Origin of the sequence: Solibaculum intestinale (assembly GCF_040096205.1) — a bacterium.
In the GTDB taxonomy this organism is placed as follows: Bacteria; Bacillota; Clostridia; order Oscillospirales; family Acutalibacteraceae; genus Solibaculum_A; species Solibaculum_A intestinale.
Genome location: NZ_JBBMFD010000002.1, coordinates 38,455 through 57,202, shown reverse-complemented (window position 1 = coordinate 57,202; position 18,748 = coordinate 38,455). Strand labels below are relative to the sequence as shown.

11 protein-coding genes are annotated in these 18,748 nt (G+C 55.0%); 7 read left to right on the top strand and 4 right to left on the bottom strand.

The window, feature by feature from the left end:
• Window positions 1-134: 134 nt before the first annotated feature.
• Window positions 135-2,825, bottom strand: coding sequence for a fibronectin type III domain-containing protein (locus tag WMO26_RS02465; RefSeq protein ID WP_349217950.1), 2,691 nt, complete (start codon window positions 2,823-2,825; stop codon window positions 135-137).
• 694 nt (window positions 2,826-3,519) lie between these two features.
• On the opposite strand from WMO26_RS02465, the gene WMO26_RS02460 reads away from it, so the two are divergent.
• The 7 genes from WMO26_RS02460 to WMO26_RS02430 all read left to right on the top strand — a co-directional run bounded on the left by WMO26_RS02460 (window position 3,520) and on the right by WMO26_RS02430 (window position 10,571).
• The gene (locus WMO26_RS02460; RefSeq protein ID WP_349217949.1) at window positions 3,520-4,509 is read left to right on the top strand and encodes a hypothetical protein; all 990 of its coding nucleotides are present in this window, start codon (window positions 3,520-3,522) and stop codon (window positions 4,507-4,509) included.
• Between the two features lie 23 nt (window positions 4,510-4,532).
• Window positions 4,533-5,138 carry a hypothetical protein gene (locus WMO26_RS02455; RefSeq protein ID WP_349217948.1) on the top strand — a complete coding sequence of 202 codons (606 nt, stop codon included), beginning with the start codon at window positions 4,533-4,535 and terminating at the stop codon, window positions 5,136-5,138.
• Window positions 5,139-5,812: 674 nt separating this feature from the next.
• A complete protein-coding gene (locus WMO26_RS02450) occupies window positions 5,813-6,487 on the top strand; it encodes a response regulator transcription factor (RefSeq protein ID WP_349217947.1) in 675 nt (224 codons plus the stop codon).
• Window positions 6,488-7,507, top strand: a complete 1,020-nt coding sequence (locus tag WMO26_RS02445; RefSeq protein ID WP_349217946.1) for a sensor histidine kinase — start codon at window positions 6,488-6,490, stop codon at window positions 7,505-7,507.
• A gap of 110 nt (window positions 7,508-7,617) precedes the next feature.
• Entirely contained in the window at window positions 7,618-8,385 is a 768-nt protein-coding gene (locus tag WMO26_RS02440; RefSeq protein ID WP_349217945.1) for an ABC transporter ATP-binding protein, read from the top strand.
• Window positions 8,378-10,363, top strand: a complete 1,986-nt coding sequence (locus WMO26_RS02435; protein ID WP_349217944.1) for an ABC transporter permease — start codon at window positions 8,378-8,380, stop codon at window positions 10,361-10,363. The genes WMO26_RS02440 and WMO26_RS02435 overlap by 8 nt, the downstream gene beginning before the upstream one ends.
• A 22-nt stretch (window positions 10,364-10,385) precedes the next feature.
• Window positions 10,386-10,571, top strand: a complete 186-nt coding sequence (locus WMO26_RS02430) for a hypothetical protein (protein ID WP_349217943.1) — start codon at window positions 10,386-10,388, stop codon at window positions 10,569-10,571.
• A gap of 177 nt (window positions 10,572-10,748) precedes the next feature.
• Here WMO26_RS02430 and WMO26_RS02425 read toward each other — a convergent pair whose 3' ends face one another.
• The 3 genes from WMO26_RS02425 to WMO26_RS02415 all read right to left on the bottom strand — a co-directional run bounded on the left by WMO26_RS02425 (window position 10,749) and on the right by WMO26_RS02415 (window position 18,639).
• A complete protein-coding gene (locus WMO26_RS02425) occupies window positions 10,749-11,138 on the bottom strand; it encodes a hypothetical protein (protein ID WP_349217942.1) in 390 nt (129 codons plus the stop codon).
• A 139-nt stretch (window positions 11,139-11,277) separates the two neighbouring features.
• Window positions 11,278-11,979 carry an ABC transporter ATP-binding protein gene (locus tag WMO26_RS02420; protein ID WP_349217941.1) on the bottom strand — a complete coding sequence of 234 codons (702 nt, stop codon included), beginning with the start codon at window positions 11,977-11,979 and terminating at the stop codon, window positions 11,278-11,280.
• Window positions 11,980-12,438: 459 nt separating this feature from the next.
• Window positions 12,439-18,639 (bottom strand): DUF4450 domain-containing protein, encoded by a 6,201-nt coding sequence (locus tag WMO26_RS02415; protein WP_349217940.1) that lies wholly within the window; start codon window positions 18,637-18,639, stop codon window positions 12,439-12,441.
• Window positions 18,640-18,748: the final 109 nt, after the last annotated feature.

Here is an 18,748-nt window from a genome sequence, read left to right as displayed (position 1 = left end):
ATCTATGCGACAGCCTCCCGATTCAGCCGGATTTTCCGCCTTTTCTTTTCGTCTGCGGCAAAGGGCCCGCCTGCACCTAAGTGCAGGCGGGCCCTCATAAGACTGCCAGCCTTTGCTTTGGGAGAATCTACCGGTTATCTGCCAAGCGTAAAGGTAACGGTCTTGTCGGTGTCAACCCATACGCCGTCGTTGCCCTGATACTTCAGGTCCAGCGTGCGCTTGCCGGCGGAACCGATGGAAAGGGTGATCGTCCAAGTGCGAACACCGTCCGCGTCCTCATAAGTCCGGCTACCGGCCAAACCCGCACCGCTCTCATTGAAGAACGCGACCTTGGCCACATCGGTGTTGGTCTTGACCTCAAAGGTAATCGGAGTGTTGACCTTCATCGCACCGGACACCAGTTTTGCGGAAATCACCTTCGGGCTGTCGCCTTCCGGAGGAGCAATCGGGGTGTTGCTTACGGTAAAGGATACCGTCGTGTCGGTTGCGGTCAGTTCTCCGTCGTCTCCCGCTGTAAGCACAGTCAGCTCACGGGTTCCGGCGGAACCCAGCGCCAGGGTGACCGTAAAGGTCTTGGTACCGTCGCCGTTGTCGACGCCAAAATAAGAATTGTCAACCGCCATGCTGTTGCGCGCTTCGTTGGCAAGGCCAACTCTCGTGACGGTATCGAGAGTCTTAATGGAAACAGTGATGGTCTCGTTAACGTTATAGAGACCCTTGTCGGTCTGGGCAACCGGCTTTTCGATGGCCAGCGTCAGCGGATAGGATTCCGGAGAAGTCACGGTTCCATCCGTGGCAACCACGGTATACTCATAGGTACCCAGAGGCAGATCTGTTTCCTGATAGCCCACGTCGGTAAAGTCGCCGATCTTTTCGCCATTGCGATAGAGGGTGTAGCCGGTGGCGCCGATGACCGGAGTCCAGTTGATGAACGCGGAGTTGCCCTGTACGTTTTCCGCAACCGGGGCAGCCGGCTCGCGCTCGGCCAGGTTCACTTCGAACTTATCGGTGGGATAACGGGAGTAGTTGCCCAGGAAGTCGGTCTGCTGTCTGGGCGTACCGGTTACCAGGCTGTCCATGGGAGCTTCGCCGTTGGCGTAGATCCAGATGTCGCCGGCGTCGGTGTAACCGACGATTTCATCGCGGGAATCGCCCACCAGATTGGCCACCATGAAGCGTGCATCCTGACCGGGCAGCTCGAACAGCACGTTGAAGTAGCCGTCATAGATCGAGGGCAGCCAATTGTTTTCCGTTGCATCCGGATATTTGTCCGGGTCTGCGGCGTTGGCCTGATCGTTGCGGAAGAAGGCCAGAGAAAGCGGCGCCCAGGTTCCGGTCCAGTTGGGCATACGCACCACGATGGTGGACCAGCCCTGCGGGTTGTCGGGTTCTTTGTAAAGGTCCTCGCCCTGAGAACCGACCAGGAACAGACCGTCATGGCCCACCGGGTAATTGCTGCGGTTTCTGCGGTCAAGACCGTAGAGCTCCAGACCCTTTGCCTCGGTGCGGAAATCCGCCAGGATCAGGGACTGGGGTTCATGGGCGATGTTGTTGGTCCAAAGCAGTTCGCCGTCCGCGGTAAAGCAGAAGGTGGACATGCCGGCGCCGCCGCCGCCCAAAACGACTTCCAGGCCGTTTTCAGGGTTGCCGTCTACGTCGCCCACCTGGATGGTGTCCACGTGGTCGGTGGCGGTGCCCAGCAGATTGCCCTCTTCGTCACGAATCTCGTTGGGTACCTTCCAACGAACCGTTCCGTCACCGTTCATCACGGTGTAATTAAAAAGCAATTCGTCCTTGCCGTCGCCGTCAAGATCGGTGGCAAGCGGCATATGGCCCGCTACGGCCTGGCCTTTTGTAGACTCGTTGTAGCCCCATACTTTTTTGAAGGTAAATTCCTGGGTTTCTTTGTCAAACAGCTCGAACACCTGGATATTGCCATAGCGCTCCTTGAGCACCATGAACTGATTGACATCCCGGCCGTTGACGGTACGGCCGTCAAAGTTGCCGAGCACGATGCAGTCGTGGAGATTGTTGCCCAAACCGGCCTCGGCAAAGCTCTTTTGATGCTTGATGCTGCCGTCTTTGCCGTCGAGAATGTAGAATACGTCGCCGGAAGTGCTCACGTTAGAGGATTTGTACGGGTCGTAGGTGGGGTTGCCGACCAAAACGACTTCGTTATAGCCGTCGCCGTCCACGTCCTGAATCTGGCAGGGCTCGTCGGCGCCGGTTTTGGTGATCCACATGTTGGGCAGCGGCTTTTCGGGATTGGCAAACCATTGCCACATCATTTCGCCTTCAATGCTGAATGCGGTCACAGACCACACCACACGGGGGTTTCTGGCATCGCTGGTGTTCTGGGCGGTGTTGACGGCCAGAATATCGTTGCGGCCGTCGCCGTCCAGGTCGCCGATGCGCAGGCGGCAGGCGGGACCGGCGATTTCCTTGATGTTGAAGTAGTTGAGCAGAACGGCACGGTCGCCCGCCGTCATGATGAACGCTTCGTTGGTCCCGGCGGACTCGCCGTTGGCGTTGACCGCGGTCACGCTGTAATAATAGTCATGCGCTTTTTCCACGGAAGTGTCTACATAAGTAGGAGTGGTTACCTCTGCAATTTTCTCCAGCGTACCCTTGCCGGCTTCGCGGCGGTACACATTGTAGCCGGTGGCGCCTTCCGACGCGTCCCATGTAATGGTGACGGAATCTGTGGTGACCGGAGTAAACAGAATGTTCTTCGGGGTGGCGGGTTCTCCTGCCGCGCCAACCTGTAAGGTAAACAAGCTGAGAATCATACATAGCAGTACCACAATTGAAACAGCTTTTTTCACTTGATTCGCTCCCTTCTTCATTGCCATGCGTTTTGTTCCCCTTTCCATGAAAACAGCAGGCTCCAAAAACGGCCGTATACCGCAGGCAGCTCAACGCCATTTTGATGGACTGTGTTTTACGCCTGCCCGGATTCCATCTGCCCCATTCTTCCTTTCCTGAATTTGATTCGGGAGGCAATTTATACGAATCCCTTATACAAACGCCTTCTTTCAGCGCTTGCGGCACAGCCGCAGGGACATCGTAACCATCCGCAACGCGGTCGAATATCCGGCAAATGTGACGCAAACCGTCAAAGCCGATGTGCAAAGTGAATATCTGTGTACATATTGTGAAATTATATAATTTTTTATCATCACATTTCATTAATATGTTAATAATAATACATCTTTTGTTCTCCAGAAGTCAACATTCAAACCTCTAAAAACTAGTGATATAAGTTCAAAAATTAAGAATTATTTCCATTCCGCTAAATACATCTCTACAAATTGTGTATAAACAGAAAAATATCCCCAGAGAAAATTCATCGGTAAAAAGATGGATTTTCTCCCACTACGAATGAATAGTCATTTATTGGTATAAAAATATGTCAATTTTACCGTTTCTTTATTACAAAAAAATTGATATTATTTTCTTGTATATTTTATATCTTATATATAATATGCAAAAATTATCTATTTAGGAGGCTTGGCAAACATGGAGAAAATGAAAAAAACTCTTGCGCTGATTCTTGCAGGCACAACACTTGCCCTATCTACCGGGATGCCGGTCATTGCAGTAGAAGAGAATGCATCATTAACCGCGGCAGAAGCCTATGTACAGCAGTCAACCGTCTATCACTATCCCATCACTCCAGATGATCCGGAATGGCTGGAATTTGATTCTGTTATCGATATGCGCGAGGCTTGTAGAATCCCTCAGGAAATGCTGAAAACCATGTCAACAGAAGAAGTGGTAGAGGCCGCCTTACATTATCCGTTGCTCATTGATTTCTACGCATTCGACACCTATGACGATGGGTTAGATGCCATATTAAGAGAATCCGACGCATTTTTGGAGCTAATGACGAGACCAGACCGAGCTGAGAAGCTTGCGGTGAGGCTCCAGGTACAAAGGACGTTGGACAGAAGCCGATCGGCTGAATTGACCTTTGAACAGATGATTCTGAACGACCTTTTGACATTAGGCCGTTTTTCCGGCAATTCTATTTCTCCATATAGTGAAGAACAGTGGGAATACATCACCATTCATACGCCAAATGGTTCTCCTGTTACTGTCATCAAGAAAAACGAGGAATATACGGCAACGATACAGCAAATAAGAAAGGAATATTATGCAAAAACCTATCCTGCAGCATGGTATTTGGCTCCTGCTACCCCAAGATATAACTGTCACTCTTATGCTTGGGTGCTGCGATCTCCCGATAACATCTATTGGTTAGAGGATACTTCCGCCTATCGGTACGATGGGAGCTATTATTCTGTCAGCTTACCAAATGCGAAAGCTGGAGATATTGTATGGTACGTGAACGGCCACCATTCCGCTGTCCTTGAATCTGTATCCTTGGCCGCCCGGCCGGAGAAACAGATGGTTGTTTCCAAATGGGGACCAGAGCCTTTGTTCCGGCATACCGTTGACTACTGTCCATATTACCAAGACACCACGTCATTTACCTATTGGCATTGATTGCAGCTTATTAGGAGGCTTCGATGAAAAGGCTTTTGCCACCCGTCATTCTATTCGCCGTTCTTTCGCTTTTCTTATCCTCTTGCAGCCCGCCGCAGACGGCTTCCTCCAGCGTTCCTTCCATGTCGGATCCGGATCCCTACTATGCGTTTTTTTCCGTGCCGTCCGATCTTTCGTTCCTGGAATTTCCGGAGGATTATGCGCTTCCTGTTCTCATCAGCGCCCATTCGGAGGTTCTTGACCTTCGGGAAACTGAAATCACCCCCTATCAGGGGAATTCCGTATTTTATGTACCCGCGTCCATTCCCTACGTTGCGCTTGGCGAGCCGGTACAAATCCGCATCCGCGGGGAACAGCCCGATTCCATCCGATTGGAGGACTACGCTCTTAAGCTGGAAAATCTGGACCGCTGGGAAACGCCGATGATCCTTTCCCTGGAATTTCACGATGGAAAGGCGGCATTCGCCCTCAGGGACCATCCAGCCGCCACCTTAGACAGCGAAGGCGGTTATGAACCGGGCACCAGCATAAGGGGGTTCAAGCTCATCTGCAAATGGGGAAACACGGAAAAGCATTACACCTGTATGGTTCGTACCGATTATTTCGTGGATCTTTCCGAAGGTTTTTAAACGAAAAGCCGCCTGTGATCAAAATCACAGGCGGCTTTTCAATGGGAGGAATAATCCCTTGTTTTTGTACGGCTGGCTTGTCCGTGAAGCCGCCACCGCATTTTTCACCTCCATAACTCCCGGGAATGCACAATCTGGTTTTATCCAAATAGGAACGGCCCGGTCGGGCCGGTCGGGCCCGTAACACCCACAGGACCGGTTGCGCCAGTGGCTCCGGTGGCTCCGGTCGGCCCAGTGGGACCGGCAATCCCAACCGTTCCGTCCGCCCCAGTGGCTCCGGTGGGACCAGTGATCCCCTGCGGAATGATGAAATCAAGGACATGTTCCGGTCCGCCCGTGACATCGCGTACCTCCGCAAAGGCGCCGGGCGCTGCAGTAACGGTGCTGCGAATGACAATGGTATCCGCAGAGCCGGCAGGGCCGGGAGGGCCGGGAGGGCCGGGGATCAAGCAAGGCTGACAAACAGGCTGGCAAGGATTACAGGGATCCGGACAGCCGCAATTGCCATTGTAGATGTGCAAAATGGAGACCTCCTTAGAATCGTTTCGGGGAAGGGTTTCCCCACTGCCAGTCTATGCCGTCAAGCCGGTTGATGCGCGGACAAATTCGACACCGCTTGCCTAATCTGGTACAATAAAACCGTTCCCCACTCACTGGGATGACAGGAGGCCGCTATGTATAAAATCCTGATTGTGGAAGACGAGCGCATCATTGCAAACGCCATCGAACAGCATCTGTCCAAGTGGGGCTTTGAAGTGAAACAGGTGACCGACTTCGACCGGGTGCTGGAGGAATTCGCCGCTTTTTCCCCGGAGCTGGTGATTCTCGATATTCTCCTTCCCTACTACAACGGGTATTATTGGTGCGGGGAAATCCGCAAACGCTCCAAGGTCCCGATTCTTTTTCTTTCCTCTGCAAGCGACAACATGAATCTGGTCATGGCCATCAATATGGGCGGGGACGACTTCGTCCCAAAGCCGTTTGACCTGGACGTGCTCACCGCCAAGGTCCAGGCTCTGCTGCGAAGAACCTATTCCTTTGGCGGGACTGGGATCCTGATGGAGCACAAGGGCGTCATTCTAAATTTAGGCGACGGGTCCCTTTCCTATGAGGGCAGCACCATGGAGTTGACCAAAAACGAACTAAAAATCCTGCAGCTGCTGTTTGAACAGAAGGGGCAGATAGTCTGCCGGGAAGACATTATGAAAAGGCTCTGGGATTCGGACAGCTTTATTGACGACAACACGCTGACGGTCAACGTCACCCGCCTGCGAAAAAAGCTTTCGCAAATCGGGCTTTCTTCCCTGATCAAGACCAAAAAAGGCGTGGGCTACCTGGTGGAGGGATAAATGGAAAAGAAGGTTTTTTGGCCGGTGCTTGCCGCGTATTTGAAAGCACGGTATCGGGTAATGGTGGGGTTTGTTTTGTTTCTCCTGCTTTTCTGGCTTTTGTTTTTCCTTCTGCGCCTTCCTTACGATGCGGTTTTGTACGGGAGTGCCGTCACCCTGGCCGGAGGGCTTTTGTACGGCGGGTATGACTTTTTCAGGTTTTATGACCGTCACCGGCTGCTTACTATGCTGCGCGAAGAAATCACCGTCAGCCTCGACCGACTTCCTCCGCCCCGCACCCTGCCCGAAGAGGACAACCAAGCGCTGATCCGGACCTTGTTCGACGACCGGGCGAAACAGATTTCCAAGGCCGACGCCGCTTATCAGGACCGGATGGAATACGACACCCTTTGGGCGCACCAGATTAAAACGCCCATTGCCGCCATGCGCTTGGTTCTTCAGGGAATGCCGCCGACCCAGGCACGGGTGGAGCTCGGACAGTCCCTCTTTCAGATCGAGCAGTATGTGGAGATGACGCTGCATTATCTGCGCCTACAAAACGACGCCAGCGACTTGCTTTTCAAACGCGTACCCCTCTTCCCCATGGTGCGCGGGGCGGTCAAAAAGTATTCCATGACCTTTATCCGCAAGAACATTTCCCTGCACCTGACCGAGACGCCCTGCACGGTGCTGACCGATGAGAAATGGTTCACCTTTGTGCTCGAGCAGCTGCTGTCCAACTCTCTCAAATACACGCCGGCCGGCGGGAGCATCTCCATCTATCTCGACCCGCAGGAGGACAAGTCCCTCGTCATCGAGGACACCGGCATCGGCATCCGGCCCGAGGACGTGCCCCGGGTCTTTGAAAAGGGCTTTACCGGATATAACGGGCGGATGGACAAAAAGTCTACGGGGCTGGGGCTATATCTGTGCCGGCAAACGCTCAAAAGGCTTTCCCACCGTATCTTTCTTTCCTCCCAGGTGGGAAAAGGCACGCGCATGAAAATCGACCTGAGCGAAGCGGCCTTTCCAATGGAATAGGAAATCTTACCGAAGTGTAAGACTGAAAAAAGAAATGTAAGCCAAATCGATGGCAGCGCATTTCTTTTTTTCTTATACTAAGGACAGATTTCAAACAGGAGGTCGGTCATATGCCGTTACTGGAAGTCAAGAATCTTAAAAAAATCTATACCACCCGCTTTGGGGGCAATCAGGTCCAGGCGCTGGAAAACGTCTCCTTCACGGTGGAAGAGGGCGAATATGTGGCGATTATGGGCGAGTCCGGCTCGGGGAAAACCACCCTGCTCAACATTCTCGCCTCCCTGGACAAGCCCACCAGCGGCGAGGTGCTCCTAAACGGGCGGGATATCGTGGAAATCAAGGACAGGGAACTGGCCGCTTTCCGGCGGGAGCATCTGGGCTTTGTGTTCCAGGACTTTAACCTGCTCGATACCTTCTCGGTGCAGGACAATATTTTTCTGCCGCTGGTTTTGTCCGGCAAGTCTTACCCCGAAATGAGCCGGCGTTTGACCCCTATCGCCGAAAAGCTGGAGATCACGGATATCTTGGGAAAGTACCCGTATGAAGTGTCCGGCGGGCAAAAGCAGCGCGCGGCGGTGGCCAGGGCCCTGATTACCCATCCCCAGCTCGTCTTGGCCGACGAGCCCACCGGTGCCCTCGATTCCAAGGCGGCGGCTCATCTGCTTCACCTTTTCTCCGACATCAACCGCTCCGGCCAGACCATCCTGATGGTCACCCATTCCACCATGGCCGCCAGCCACGCGGGGAGGGTGCTGTTCATCAAGGACGGGATGGTATTTCATCAGATTTACCGGGGGGCTATGTCCAACGAAGAGCTGTATCAGAAGGTGTCCGACACGCTGACGGTGCTGACTACAGGGGGTGGCGGCCTTGCATAAGCTCTTTTACCCAAAGCTGGCGGTCACCAACCTCAAAAAGAACCGCAGCACCTATTTTCCCTATATGCTCACCTGCGTCGTTTCCATCGCTACCTTCTACACCATGTATTCCATTGCGGACAATCCTGGCCTTGCCGACATGCCGGGCACCGAGGTTCTCACCTCTATTTTGTGGCTGGGAACGATCATCATCGCCCTTTTTTCCGCCGCCCTTCTTTTCTATACCAATAGCTTTCTCATCAAACGGCGCAAAAAGGAGCTGGGCCTTTACAGCATCCTTGGAATGGAAAAACGCCACATCGTCAAGACCCTGTTTTTTGAGACGCTGTTCATCTCCGTACTCTGTATTGCGCTGGGGCTTCTGGTGGGGGCCCTGATTTCCAAGCTGTTGTTTTTGATTCTGCTTTACCTGCTCAACTTAGCGACCCCCATCGTCTTCACCCTCTCCTGGGGCGGCATGGGCGTCACCGCCATTCTGTTCGCCTGCATCTTTTTACTGACGCTGTTGACGAACTTCTGGCAGATCCACATTGCAAACCCCATTGCCCTTTTAAAAGGCGGGCAGACGGGAGAAAAGGAACCCAAGTCCTCCTGGCTTTTGACCCTCATCGGCCTTCTGGCTCTGGGGGGCGGTTACGCCATTGCGCTGACCGTTCAGTCCCCTTTGGACGCGCTGCTTCTCTTTTTCCTGGCGGCGCTGCTGGTGATCATCGGCACCTTTGCTCTTTTCACCTCCGGCAGCATCGCGCTGTTAAAGCTTCTGCGGCGCAACAAGCGTTTTTACTACCGGCCCAAAAACTTCATCTCAGTCTCCGGGATGATTTACCGCATGAAGCAAAACGCGGTTGGCCTTGCCAACATCTGCATTCTCAGCACCATGGTGCTGGTGGTCATCTCCACCACCGTTTCCCTGTACCTAGGGCAGGAGCGGATGCTCGACGAACGCTTTCCCATGGATGTAACGGTGCAGTGTGCCGACAACCAGGAGCAGATTGACGCGGTGCATCTGGCCATCCGCACACAGCAGGAAACAAGCGGCGTACAGGTGACCGAGTGTTACGACTACCGTTGCTTCCAATATGTGGGCTTCTCCCAGCAAAATATGATCCTTTCCGACGTGCCCGGCGATTTCCAGGGAAACGCCACCAACTACATCAGCAGCGTGACCCTGATCCCGCTTTCGGATTATAACCGCATGGAAGGCAAGGACGAAACCCTAGGAAAAGACGAAGCCCTGGTCTTTACCCGGGCGGGCCGGTTTGGCAGCAAGACGCTGTGGATCGACGAGCGGGAATTTTCCGTAAAGGAAGAGCTCGACTCCTTTGTACTGCGGGAAAAGGTGGATCAGGTTTCGCAGAACAGCTTTTTCGTCATCCTGGCGGACATGGACGTGATAAACGACATTCTCGCTTCCTATCCCCAGGAGGAGACCCCCGCCACCATCGACCATGTCACCACCTTTAATATCGCCGGAAGCGACGAGGCCGTGGCGACGTTCTCGGCCGACCTGCGCCAGGCGTGCAGGACAGCAATTCCCGGCGTTCGGGTGGACAGCCGGGAGCTCAGCCGGGAAGACTGGTACTCCACCTTCGGCGGCTTTTTGTTCCTGGGTCTGTTCCTGGGGATGCTCTTTATGATGGCCATGGTGCTCATCATCTACTACAAGCAGATTTCCGAAGGATACGACGATCACGACCGGTTTACCATCATGCAGAAGGTGGGGATGAGCAAACAGGAGGTCAAGAAAACCATCCATAAGCAGATTCTCATGGTGTTCTTCCTGCCGCTGCTTTTCGCCTGCGTACACATTACAGTGGCGTTCCCGGTCATCTCCAAGCTGCTGCTTATTTTCAACATGACCGACACCACCCTCAACCTGGTGTGCACCATATTGACGGTGCTGTTCTTCGCCGTTGTCTACGCCATCGTCTATTCCCTGACCGCCCGGACCTATTACCGGATCGTTCAGGAAAAATAACCGGGGATAAGGGGGAGTTTAGATGCTCGGTACGATTTTTCTCATTCTTTCCATTGTGGCTCTGGGCTCGCTGGCCATCTCGGTCATCGCCGGAGCGTTTGCCGGCGGGTTCGCGGGCGTGACGCGAAACGGCAAGTGGTCCATTGCTTCACTGGTCGTGTATATTATTTTCTTTTCCCTGTATATCATTGTGACCTATCTGGTTTGAGAAAAAGAGCGTTCGTTGCGAATCGGCAACGGACGCTCTTTTTCTGCATCCCGCTAATCCTATTCCGATATCCGGTCCGGGCGGCAGCCGGAGAGAAAACCGATATCTTTCCGGAGGCTCTGCAAACCACACGGATGCAAAAGGCCCGGCGCCGTATGCGGACGCCGGGCTGGTTTTTTACGTTTTTTTGATAAACTCGGTTCTGCACACCGGGCAAGTGATGCAGATTTTTCCTTTTCCCTTGGGAACGCGTAAGGTATTCTTGCAGTTAGGGCACTTATAATATCGGTGGGTCTTCATCCCCTTGAGCCGGTTTTTCACCCGGCGAAACCAGGCCGGAATCGGACGCCACACCTTCAAAAACGCATCGTTTTCCTTGGCACGCCGGTACTGGTTGCGCGAAAACATGCGAAAGACACAGAATGCCAGGGGAATCAGCGCGAGGATCACCAGAAGATACGTGGTGAAGTTTCCCACCATCGCCAGCACAAACCAGGTAATCATCAAGGCAAACCCAAGCTGGTCCAGGCCGTGCCGCCCCATCATAAAGTTCTGAAACCAATTCATTTCCGACCGCTCCGTTTCTCATAATCTAATCCGAGCAGCGCCGCGCTCTGCTTACTGATTAAGAAATTATTATAACAAAGCCGTCCGGGTAAAACAACCGCTATTCTGAAAACTTTCTATGGACAAGTCCTCTGACCGATCAAGAGACCGCTTCCCGGAGTACCCGGTCCTCCTCAATCCTGCCGTCGTGGATGCGCACGGTGCGCTTGGCGGACTGGGCGATGCCGTTGTCGTGAGTGATGAGGATGATGGTATGCCCCGCCTGGTTGAGGGACGTGATGGCGGAAAGCACCTCGGCGCCGGAGGCGGAATCCAGGTTGCCGGTGGGCTCGTCGGCCATGATGATGGGCGGACGGGCGGCGATGGCCCGGGCGATGGCCACACGCTGCTGCTGGCCGCCGGACATTTGGGCCGGACGGTGGTGCATGCGGTTTTGCAGGCCAACCTGACGAAGGGCGTCGGTGGCCATGCGGCGGCGCTCGGTTTTCTCAATGCCCCGGTAAATTAAAGGCAGCTCCACGTTTTCCAGGGCGTTTAGGCTGCTGATGAGGTTAAAGCCCTGGAAAATAAAGCCGATCTGGCGGTTGCGGATGTCGCTCAAGGCTCCGTCATTTAGGTGAAAGACGTCGTTTCCATTGAGATAATACTCCCCGCTGGTAGGTCCGTCGAGACAGCCGAGAATGTTCATCAGGGTGGACTTTCCCGAGCCGGACTGGCCGACGATGGCGACGAATTCCCCCGCGGCAATCTGCAGGTCCACGCCGTCGAGGGCGCGCACCTCGTTTTCCCCGGCGTTATAGATTTTATAAATGTTTCTCAGATCAATCAGATAGGAATCCATGATGCATCTCTCCTAAGCACAGTTTGTTTCCTTAGTATGTCCCGCCGATCCTTCATTCACGTATGCCCATGCCCATTTGAGCGAAACTATTTTTTCTTAAAATGCAAAACAAGAACGCCTTTCCCCGCTTAAAAATAAAACCGGGCGTGAAACGTATGGTACACGCAAGCCCTGAAAAAGCATTTACCGGCCGGGCCTTATGAGAGGCGCGGAAAAACGGCCGGCTGCATCACACCCGCCGCAGCGGCGAATGCCGTTTGATCCCCACCGCTTTTTTGCTCCAAGAGAAACGGTTGGTTTTATCCGTTTCACCCTATGCGGGAATAGCGGATGCTTTTCCTCCTTCCCGGCATAGCCGGCGGGCCCATTTTGTTTCAGCTGCAACTAAAAACCGCCCCTGCGGATGAATCCACAGGGGCGGTTTTGCCCAACGTCCTTAGAGAGTAATCGAAGGAATTGTCATCTAGTAATTTGCACCGATAAGGCTGCTCCGGTATCCAGCCAGAGATCCTTCTCATTTTGCAGCCGGACGTCAAAGCTGCGCGATCCGGTGGTACCCACCGAGAAGGTCAGGGTCCAGGTCCGTACCTCGTCGGTTTCACTGTCGACATACGTCCGGGAAATCGGTGCGAGCCCGACGCCTGATTCATTAAAGAGGGTTACGTTTTTCGTGCTCTTGTTGGTGACGACGGTAACGGCAAAGGGTTCGCCGAGGATTACCGTATCCGATCCGGAAATGCCTGCCGAAAGCAGAGCCGGCTCACCCGGTCCGCACAAGGCCCCCTGGGAGATGGCGAAGGACACCGTCAATCCGGTATCGGCGCCGTCGGCATAGAGCTTGAGGGTACGCTGTCCTATGCTCGAAAGGGAAAGGCTCAGCTCCCAGGTTTCCATGCCGTCTTTCTCATCCGTCACCATCCTGGTGGAGACAAGGCCGTTTCCCGCTTCGTTGACTAGGTATACCTTTTCGTACCCGGCCGGAAGGACGGCGGTAACGGTTATCGCTTCGTCCGGAAGGTAAGCCTGCTTGTCGGCGGAAGCATAGGGCTTACGTGCAAGCTGGGCGACGGCTGCCTGAAGGGCGGCGGCCGCAGTTTCCACCGTATTTTGATCCGCGTCCGGATCGCGATAGACGGCCTTCGCGGTTTCGTAGGCTTCGTCAAACACGGCCCAGGTCCCCGGCGTGTACCAATCTTCCTGCCCCTCATAGGCAGCGGCGGCGTTGATGGCGTTGAGCAGCGCGGTCTTGTCCGCCGCCGCTTCCTGTCCATCGTTTCCTTTGACCACCGTAATCCCAAGGATGCCGGCGAGCACCTCGTTGGCGACACAGGTCAATTCCACACTGGTAATTTCCTTATTCTTGCCAAAGTCCAAAGAGAGGATGTTTGCATGCGCTTTGGAGCCGAGGCTTTGGACATATCCGGACTGGGCATACGAGCTGCTGGTCTGATAATTGAGCCAGTCGTCGATATTCTCTGGATTGGACAGGGAGAGCACCTGCTGCGTTTGATCTGCGAAATGAACGGTGATGCGGGCGTTCTCCACATAGCTTTGCATATGGTTGGTGGATACGGCCACCATAAAATAGATTTTCTGGCCGGTTTCATTTACCGGTATGGTAACCGTTTCCGGGAACTGGTTGTACAGAGAAGTAAACACGGCGTTCTTGCCGCCGGCGCCGGAAAGGTCAAACGGGATTCCCGCCCCCGTCACATAGGTCCCGCCGGAGGAGGGAAGGTTCAGGCTGTCGGGCACGCCGTTCTTCCCGCGGGAGCTGTCCTCCCACCAGGCGCGTCCGGTCTGGGTGACGGAACGGGTGGTATCCGAGCACCAGTAGAAATTGGGGATAAAGTAATCGGTATCCCCGCCGCAGGTAATGGTGTAGGTGTTTTCATGCAGGGTGCGCAGATCCTGGTTGACCACCCCATCCAGATCGACCATTGCGATTTTATCGGAGGAATATAGGGATTCCTCCACCAGCTTGCTCACCGACCAGTCGGTGGCGATCCCTTCGATGTCTGCGGTATAATCCCCTGTGATTTTCGCCTGTACCAAATTGTCCCCGTCGCCGAGGCCGGTGATGTCCGCGATCGCAAGGGTTTGCGGCTCGCTGGTGGACAAGGCCGGGATGGTTCCCTGGAAGGTAGCGCGGTTTTCGCCAATGGAAACCTCGGCGGAGATGGTTTTGGGGGTCTGGGTGTGGTTGGCAAGCGCAAAGGTTAGGGAAGGGCCGGAGGCGAAGGAAAGGCCAGTCAGCTCAATCGCATCCTGAAGAGTCACGTTGACCGGCAACCAAACCGAAGCCTCTCCCGCCTTTGCTAGGACGAAGAAGGTATGGCTTCCTTCCAGCCCCCCGCGGAAGGTGACGGAGGCGGCGTTCTGCGCATAGTCGCAGGACGCAAGGACGCCCTGGGGATCGTACACGTCGGAAATAGTGCCGTTTGCCACAGCAAAAGAATAAGCCTCCTGGGGCGTGGCGACGTCGTCCGCCTCCAGTTGCGGCAGGGCCGCAGAGCCGTATTCCACGACGATTTGGGCGCTGGTCGAGGAGGGGGTCGTGACATGGAGATAGCTGTGCTCCACACCCGCCTCAATGGTATAAGGCGTTTCCACCCCGTCGACGGTGACCCGCACCACGTCCGCAGAGCGCATCTTCAGGGACAGCTGATAGGACAGCTCCTTTTCGGAATGGATGCGGAGGGTCTCGGTGGCGCCCTCATGTTGATAGGAATATCCCAGGTAAGAGGTGTCGATGGAGGCTTCCTCCCAATCGGCGGGGAAGCCGGGGGTGATGGAGGCGGTGCCGTCGGGTACGTTCATCGCAATCCCGAAGGTTCCTTCCACCGCGGTGCGCACCACCATGGAGGAAACGTCCGCAAAGTCAAGATGTCCGATATTTTCGCCGTTTTCGTTGTTTTGATGGGATACCAGGCCCGGGCCGGCCCCCTTGGATTGAAACAGCCCGTGCTCAATGCCGCGCATCATCCGGTCGGCAAGCTCGTATTGGCCGGACATGTAGGCGGCGAGGGCGAAGTTGGCCAATTCCCCCTGGTAGACGCCGCGGCTGGAGTAGACGCTGGGCAGCCAGTTGGAGCACTCCTTGAAGATCGCGTCCCGGGGAAGCTCGGCCGTCAGGTTGGGAATGGCTTCGTCGCCGTAGTGGATCATTTGGTATTCCTCAAAGAGGTCGGTGAGGCCAACGTCGATGGGGGTATACAGGGAGGAAAGGTCGGGGGCATCATGGAGCAGGGCGTTGCCGTAATAATCGAGGTATTCCGCATAGACGCCCGATTCGCCGCTCCAAAGCGACTCCTTCATTTCGGCCGCAATGGCGTCGGCCTTGGCGGCGTATTTTGCTGCGTCCTGGGTGTATCCGAGCCGCTGGGCCACGTCGGCGATGATAGTGGACGCACGCCACACATAGGCGCTGGCGATGGTGCTCGGCCCGCCGTTGGCCCATTTGTTGTCGGTGTTCCAGGCATTTAGGAAGTTTTCATAGAGATTGGTGCCTTCCACCCGCATTTGGGCGTCCATAAAGGCGAGATGCTTGGTGACGAACTCGTAGCCGCCGTTTCGCATCTCTTCCAGATCGCCGGTATACAGCCAATTATACAAATACTGGTCTACCAGTACCTCCCCCATGTTGTAGCGCTTGTCCGAAGTGGGGAACGCCGTGATACGGCCGTCGCTCTTCTGGTTCTTCCAATACTGCTGGGCGTTGGTCTCCACCCGGTCGAAGTACCCGGACGCTGTCTGCCCATAGGAGGAGCGCCAGCCCGCATGGGCGACAAACCACGCGATGGGGCCGTGCATGACGGTTTTGTCGATCCAGGCTGCGTCCACCGCCACCGTCTGGGCGGCGATCATGGAGTTGAAATAGGGGTCGGGGGTATTGACATCCACCGCCTTTGAGACGCCTTCAAAATAGGCCATTCCTTCCTCAAAGAGGTCCTTGGGGTCGCAAAGATACTCCTGAATCCCTTCCAGCTCCAAAGAGTCGGTGGTCAAAAGGAGGTACACGTCGTTTTCCGTGTTGGCGACAGTTTTCCCCACCACCATCGGGGCGCTGCCCTCGGTGGATTGGAGCAGAGCGCTTAAATCGGAATATTTGGAAGCGTCCTTTACGGCGTAATGCATTTCAACGCTGGCGCTGCCGCTGACGGTAAACTTGCCGTCCTTTGTAATCTCAAAGGCGTTGGAGGGGAGCAGCGCGGCGGCGGTGGATTTGGCGTTTTTGTCCTTAAATTCATAGCCGGAGGTATTGCCCCCCGTCTGCTGGGAAACCGAGGCCCCGCCGTCGCCGGCCGTGGCCACCACCAACTTATCCGTCAGCCCGTCCGGCAGGGTAATTTTGGTAAGGAAGCCGTCAAACTGATCGGTGCGGGTATAGGTGATATAGATGGTCCCGTCAAAGGAGGGATCCGTGATTTCGTATTCCGCGCGGCCATAGACATAACGGAACACGATGTTGTCCATCTGTGCAAGCCATTTGGTGGAGGAGCCGTTTTCGATGCCCAGGAACATGTGGGCATACAGCCCGAAGGATTTTTCCTTATTTGCCTGAAGCATCAGGAAATCCGGGTCGTCGCCCACAAAGCCAATCATCCGCCTGGACGTCCCTTGGGAATCGTTGACGTGGGAGGAATACAAGGGGCGGGTGTAACGGGAGGAGCCGTTGACAATCTCAAACCCGCCCTTTACCGGGAGATAGGTATACACCTGCTCGGATATAATCACATCGTATGCCTTTGCATTCTCCGGATTGCTTGCAGGCGTGGCTACCACCTGCACCGTTTGTTCATTGACTGCACCGCATTCGACGGTGAGCACGCCGTCCGGCGAGACGGACAGGCCGGCGGCGTCCTCAGCCGCCAGCGACCAGGTGTACACCTCGTCGTCAAATGCAAAGCCGTATTGGTCAAGGGTAACGGCGCGGTAGGTATAGCGGTTGGCCGGCTCCCCTTGCGGCGGAATGACGCCGGCCTGGTTGCCCTTGACCTCGATGTCGGACGCAACCGCATGGTAGACGTTCACCGTCTTTGAGCCGCTCGTTCCTTCCACGCTGGTAGCAACCACTTCAATGGTCTGGTCGGGGGCGGTATCCGGGACGGTCAAAACGCCGTCTTGGCTGATTTGGACGCCTCCGGACGCACCCTTGAGGGACCAGACCACCTTCTCCTCAGGAGGCATCAGCACTTCATTCTGGTCATAATAGGCTTTCGTGTATTGGTAGGTGACGGTCTGGCCCCGCACCACCTTCGCGTAGCTGTCCCCCATTACCTCGATGCGGGCCGCCTCCATCTGGTACATGGGGATGGCGTCGGAAACCACCGACTTCGCCGGATTGAGGTTGGAGGTCGCCTTGAGGTAAACGGTAGCGAGATCTGCGGTATTCAGGACCGTCACCTCGCCTGTGGCGGCGTCCACACTTACCCCTTCATAGACGGTAGGAGCGCCGACGGCATCCACCAGCTCCCACTGATAAGAGTCCCCTACCGAGATTTCCTCTCCGTACTGGGTCAGGGAAACCGCGCCGAAGGAGACGCTCTGTGCACCTTCATGGGGACGAGGCAAGCCGGACGGATTGGTGTCGGCCATCACCACCTGGTCGACTTGCTCCTGCCCGGTGATGGTCAGCTCCATCGAGCTCGAATAGGTTCCGGTATAGTTTTCCGCACGGACGGTATACCGGCCGGGCTGAGCGGTTGGATCCACCGTCACAACGCCGGTTTGCGCGTCAATAGAAACGCCCTGGGGCATGGCACCGGTCAAATCCTCGGCGTTGTCTTCGTCGTACAGCTTATATACCACCAAGCCGCTCGCAAAGGGATCGTAAGCGGTCAGATCGATATCACCATAATAGATTTCAGAGGTGGAATAGGTCAGCGTATTCTCCCCTTCCAGGGGGATGTTTACCTGCGTTTCGTCAGCCGTCAGGGTAAACGCGTCCGGCGCAGGCTTATAGACGGTAAGCTCGTCCACATAAAGGGGGTTTTGGGAGGAGAGCCCCTGGATTTTAACCGCGCCCAGCGTTCCTTTGCTGAAGTTGCGGCGCAGGTTGCTGGTGCAGGTCTGCGACTTGCCCGCTTCGTCGGTGACGACACTGTGGATGGTCGAGGTGCTGTTGATAATCAGCTTGACGTTGTACCATTGGTTCGCCTGGGCATTGGAAAACATCGTCACATATTTATTCGAACCGGTCATGGATTTGATATTGGTTCCGTCATAAACGATGGTCGGTCCGAGATCCACCTTCGGCAGGCCGCGGTACAGCTGGATGGCTCCGCAGTTGGCTGCGGTGAACAAGACGTCAAACTCCACCATGTAGATCTCCTTCGGGATGGAAGCCACGTCGATCTGCCGGGTTGCCGCCGGTGAACGGTCGTCGACGGCGTCGTTGGCGGTAAAGTCCCCAGAGGAGGATTTCACTGACAAATAGGTGCGGCCCTCCCCTTCGGCGATCTGAGCATCCAGCTCCGGATAAAGGGACAGGTTCTCCAGCTGGTCAAACGGTTCGCTCAGATAAAGGGTTTCCCCGTTGTCGCGGGTATGGTAAGCATCGTTGTCGGCAACCGCCGGAATGGAAATCATGGATACGGTGGAAAAAAGCAAGGCCAAGGACAAAATCCCGCTGATTGCCTTATGGAGACTTTTTTTCAAATTTGGTTCCCTTCTTTCTTTTTTGTCGTTCCTTTTTCCTGTTTTCAAATTCGACTGCGTGCAGGCCCCTGTCCCTCCCTTCTTATTCGGATCAATTGACGCAATATAA

Excerpts from the sequence above, each read along its gene's own strand:
- WMO26_RS02460 (WP_349217949.1), top strand. The coding sequence starts at position 3,520 with ATGGAGAAAATGAAAAAAACTCTTGCGCTGATTCTTGCAGGCACAACA.
- WMO26_RS02455 (WP_349217948.1), top strand. The coding sequence starts at position 4,533 with ATGAAAAGGCTTTTGCCACCCGTCATTCTATTCGCCGTTCTTTCGCTT.
- WMO26_RS02450 (WP_349217947.1), top strand. The coding sequence starts at position 5,813 with ATGTATAAAATCCTGATTGTGGAAGACGAGCGCATCATTGCAAACGCC.
- WMO26_RS02445 (WP_349217946.1), top strand. The coding sequence starts at position 6,488 with ATGGAAAAGAAGGTTTTTTGGCCGGTGCTTGCCGCGTATTTGAAAGCA.
- WMO26_RS02440 (WP_349217945.1), top strand. The coding sequence starts at position 7,618 with ATGCCGTTACTGGAAGTCAAGAATCTTAAAAAAATCTATACCACCCGC.
- WMO26_RS02430 (WP_349217943.1), top strand. The coding sequence starts at position 10,386 with ATGCTCGGTACGATTTTTCTCATTCTTTCCATTGTGGCTCTGGGCTCG.
- WMO26_RS02425 (WP_349217942.1), bottom strand. The coding sequence starts at position 11,138 with ATGAATTGGTTTCAGAACTTTATGATGGGGCGGCACGGCCTGGACCAG.
- WMO26_RS02420 (WP_349217941.1), bottom strand. The coding sequence starts at position 11,979 with ATGGATTCCTATCTGATTGATCTGAGAAACATTTATAAAATCTATAAC.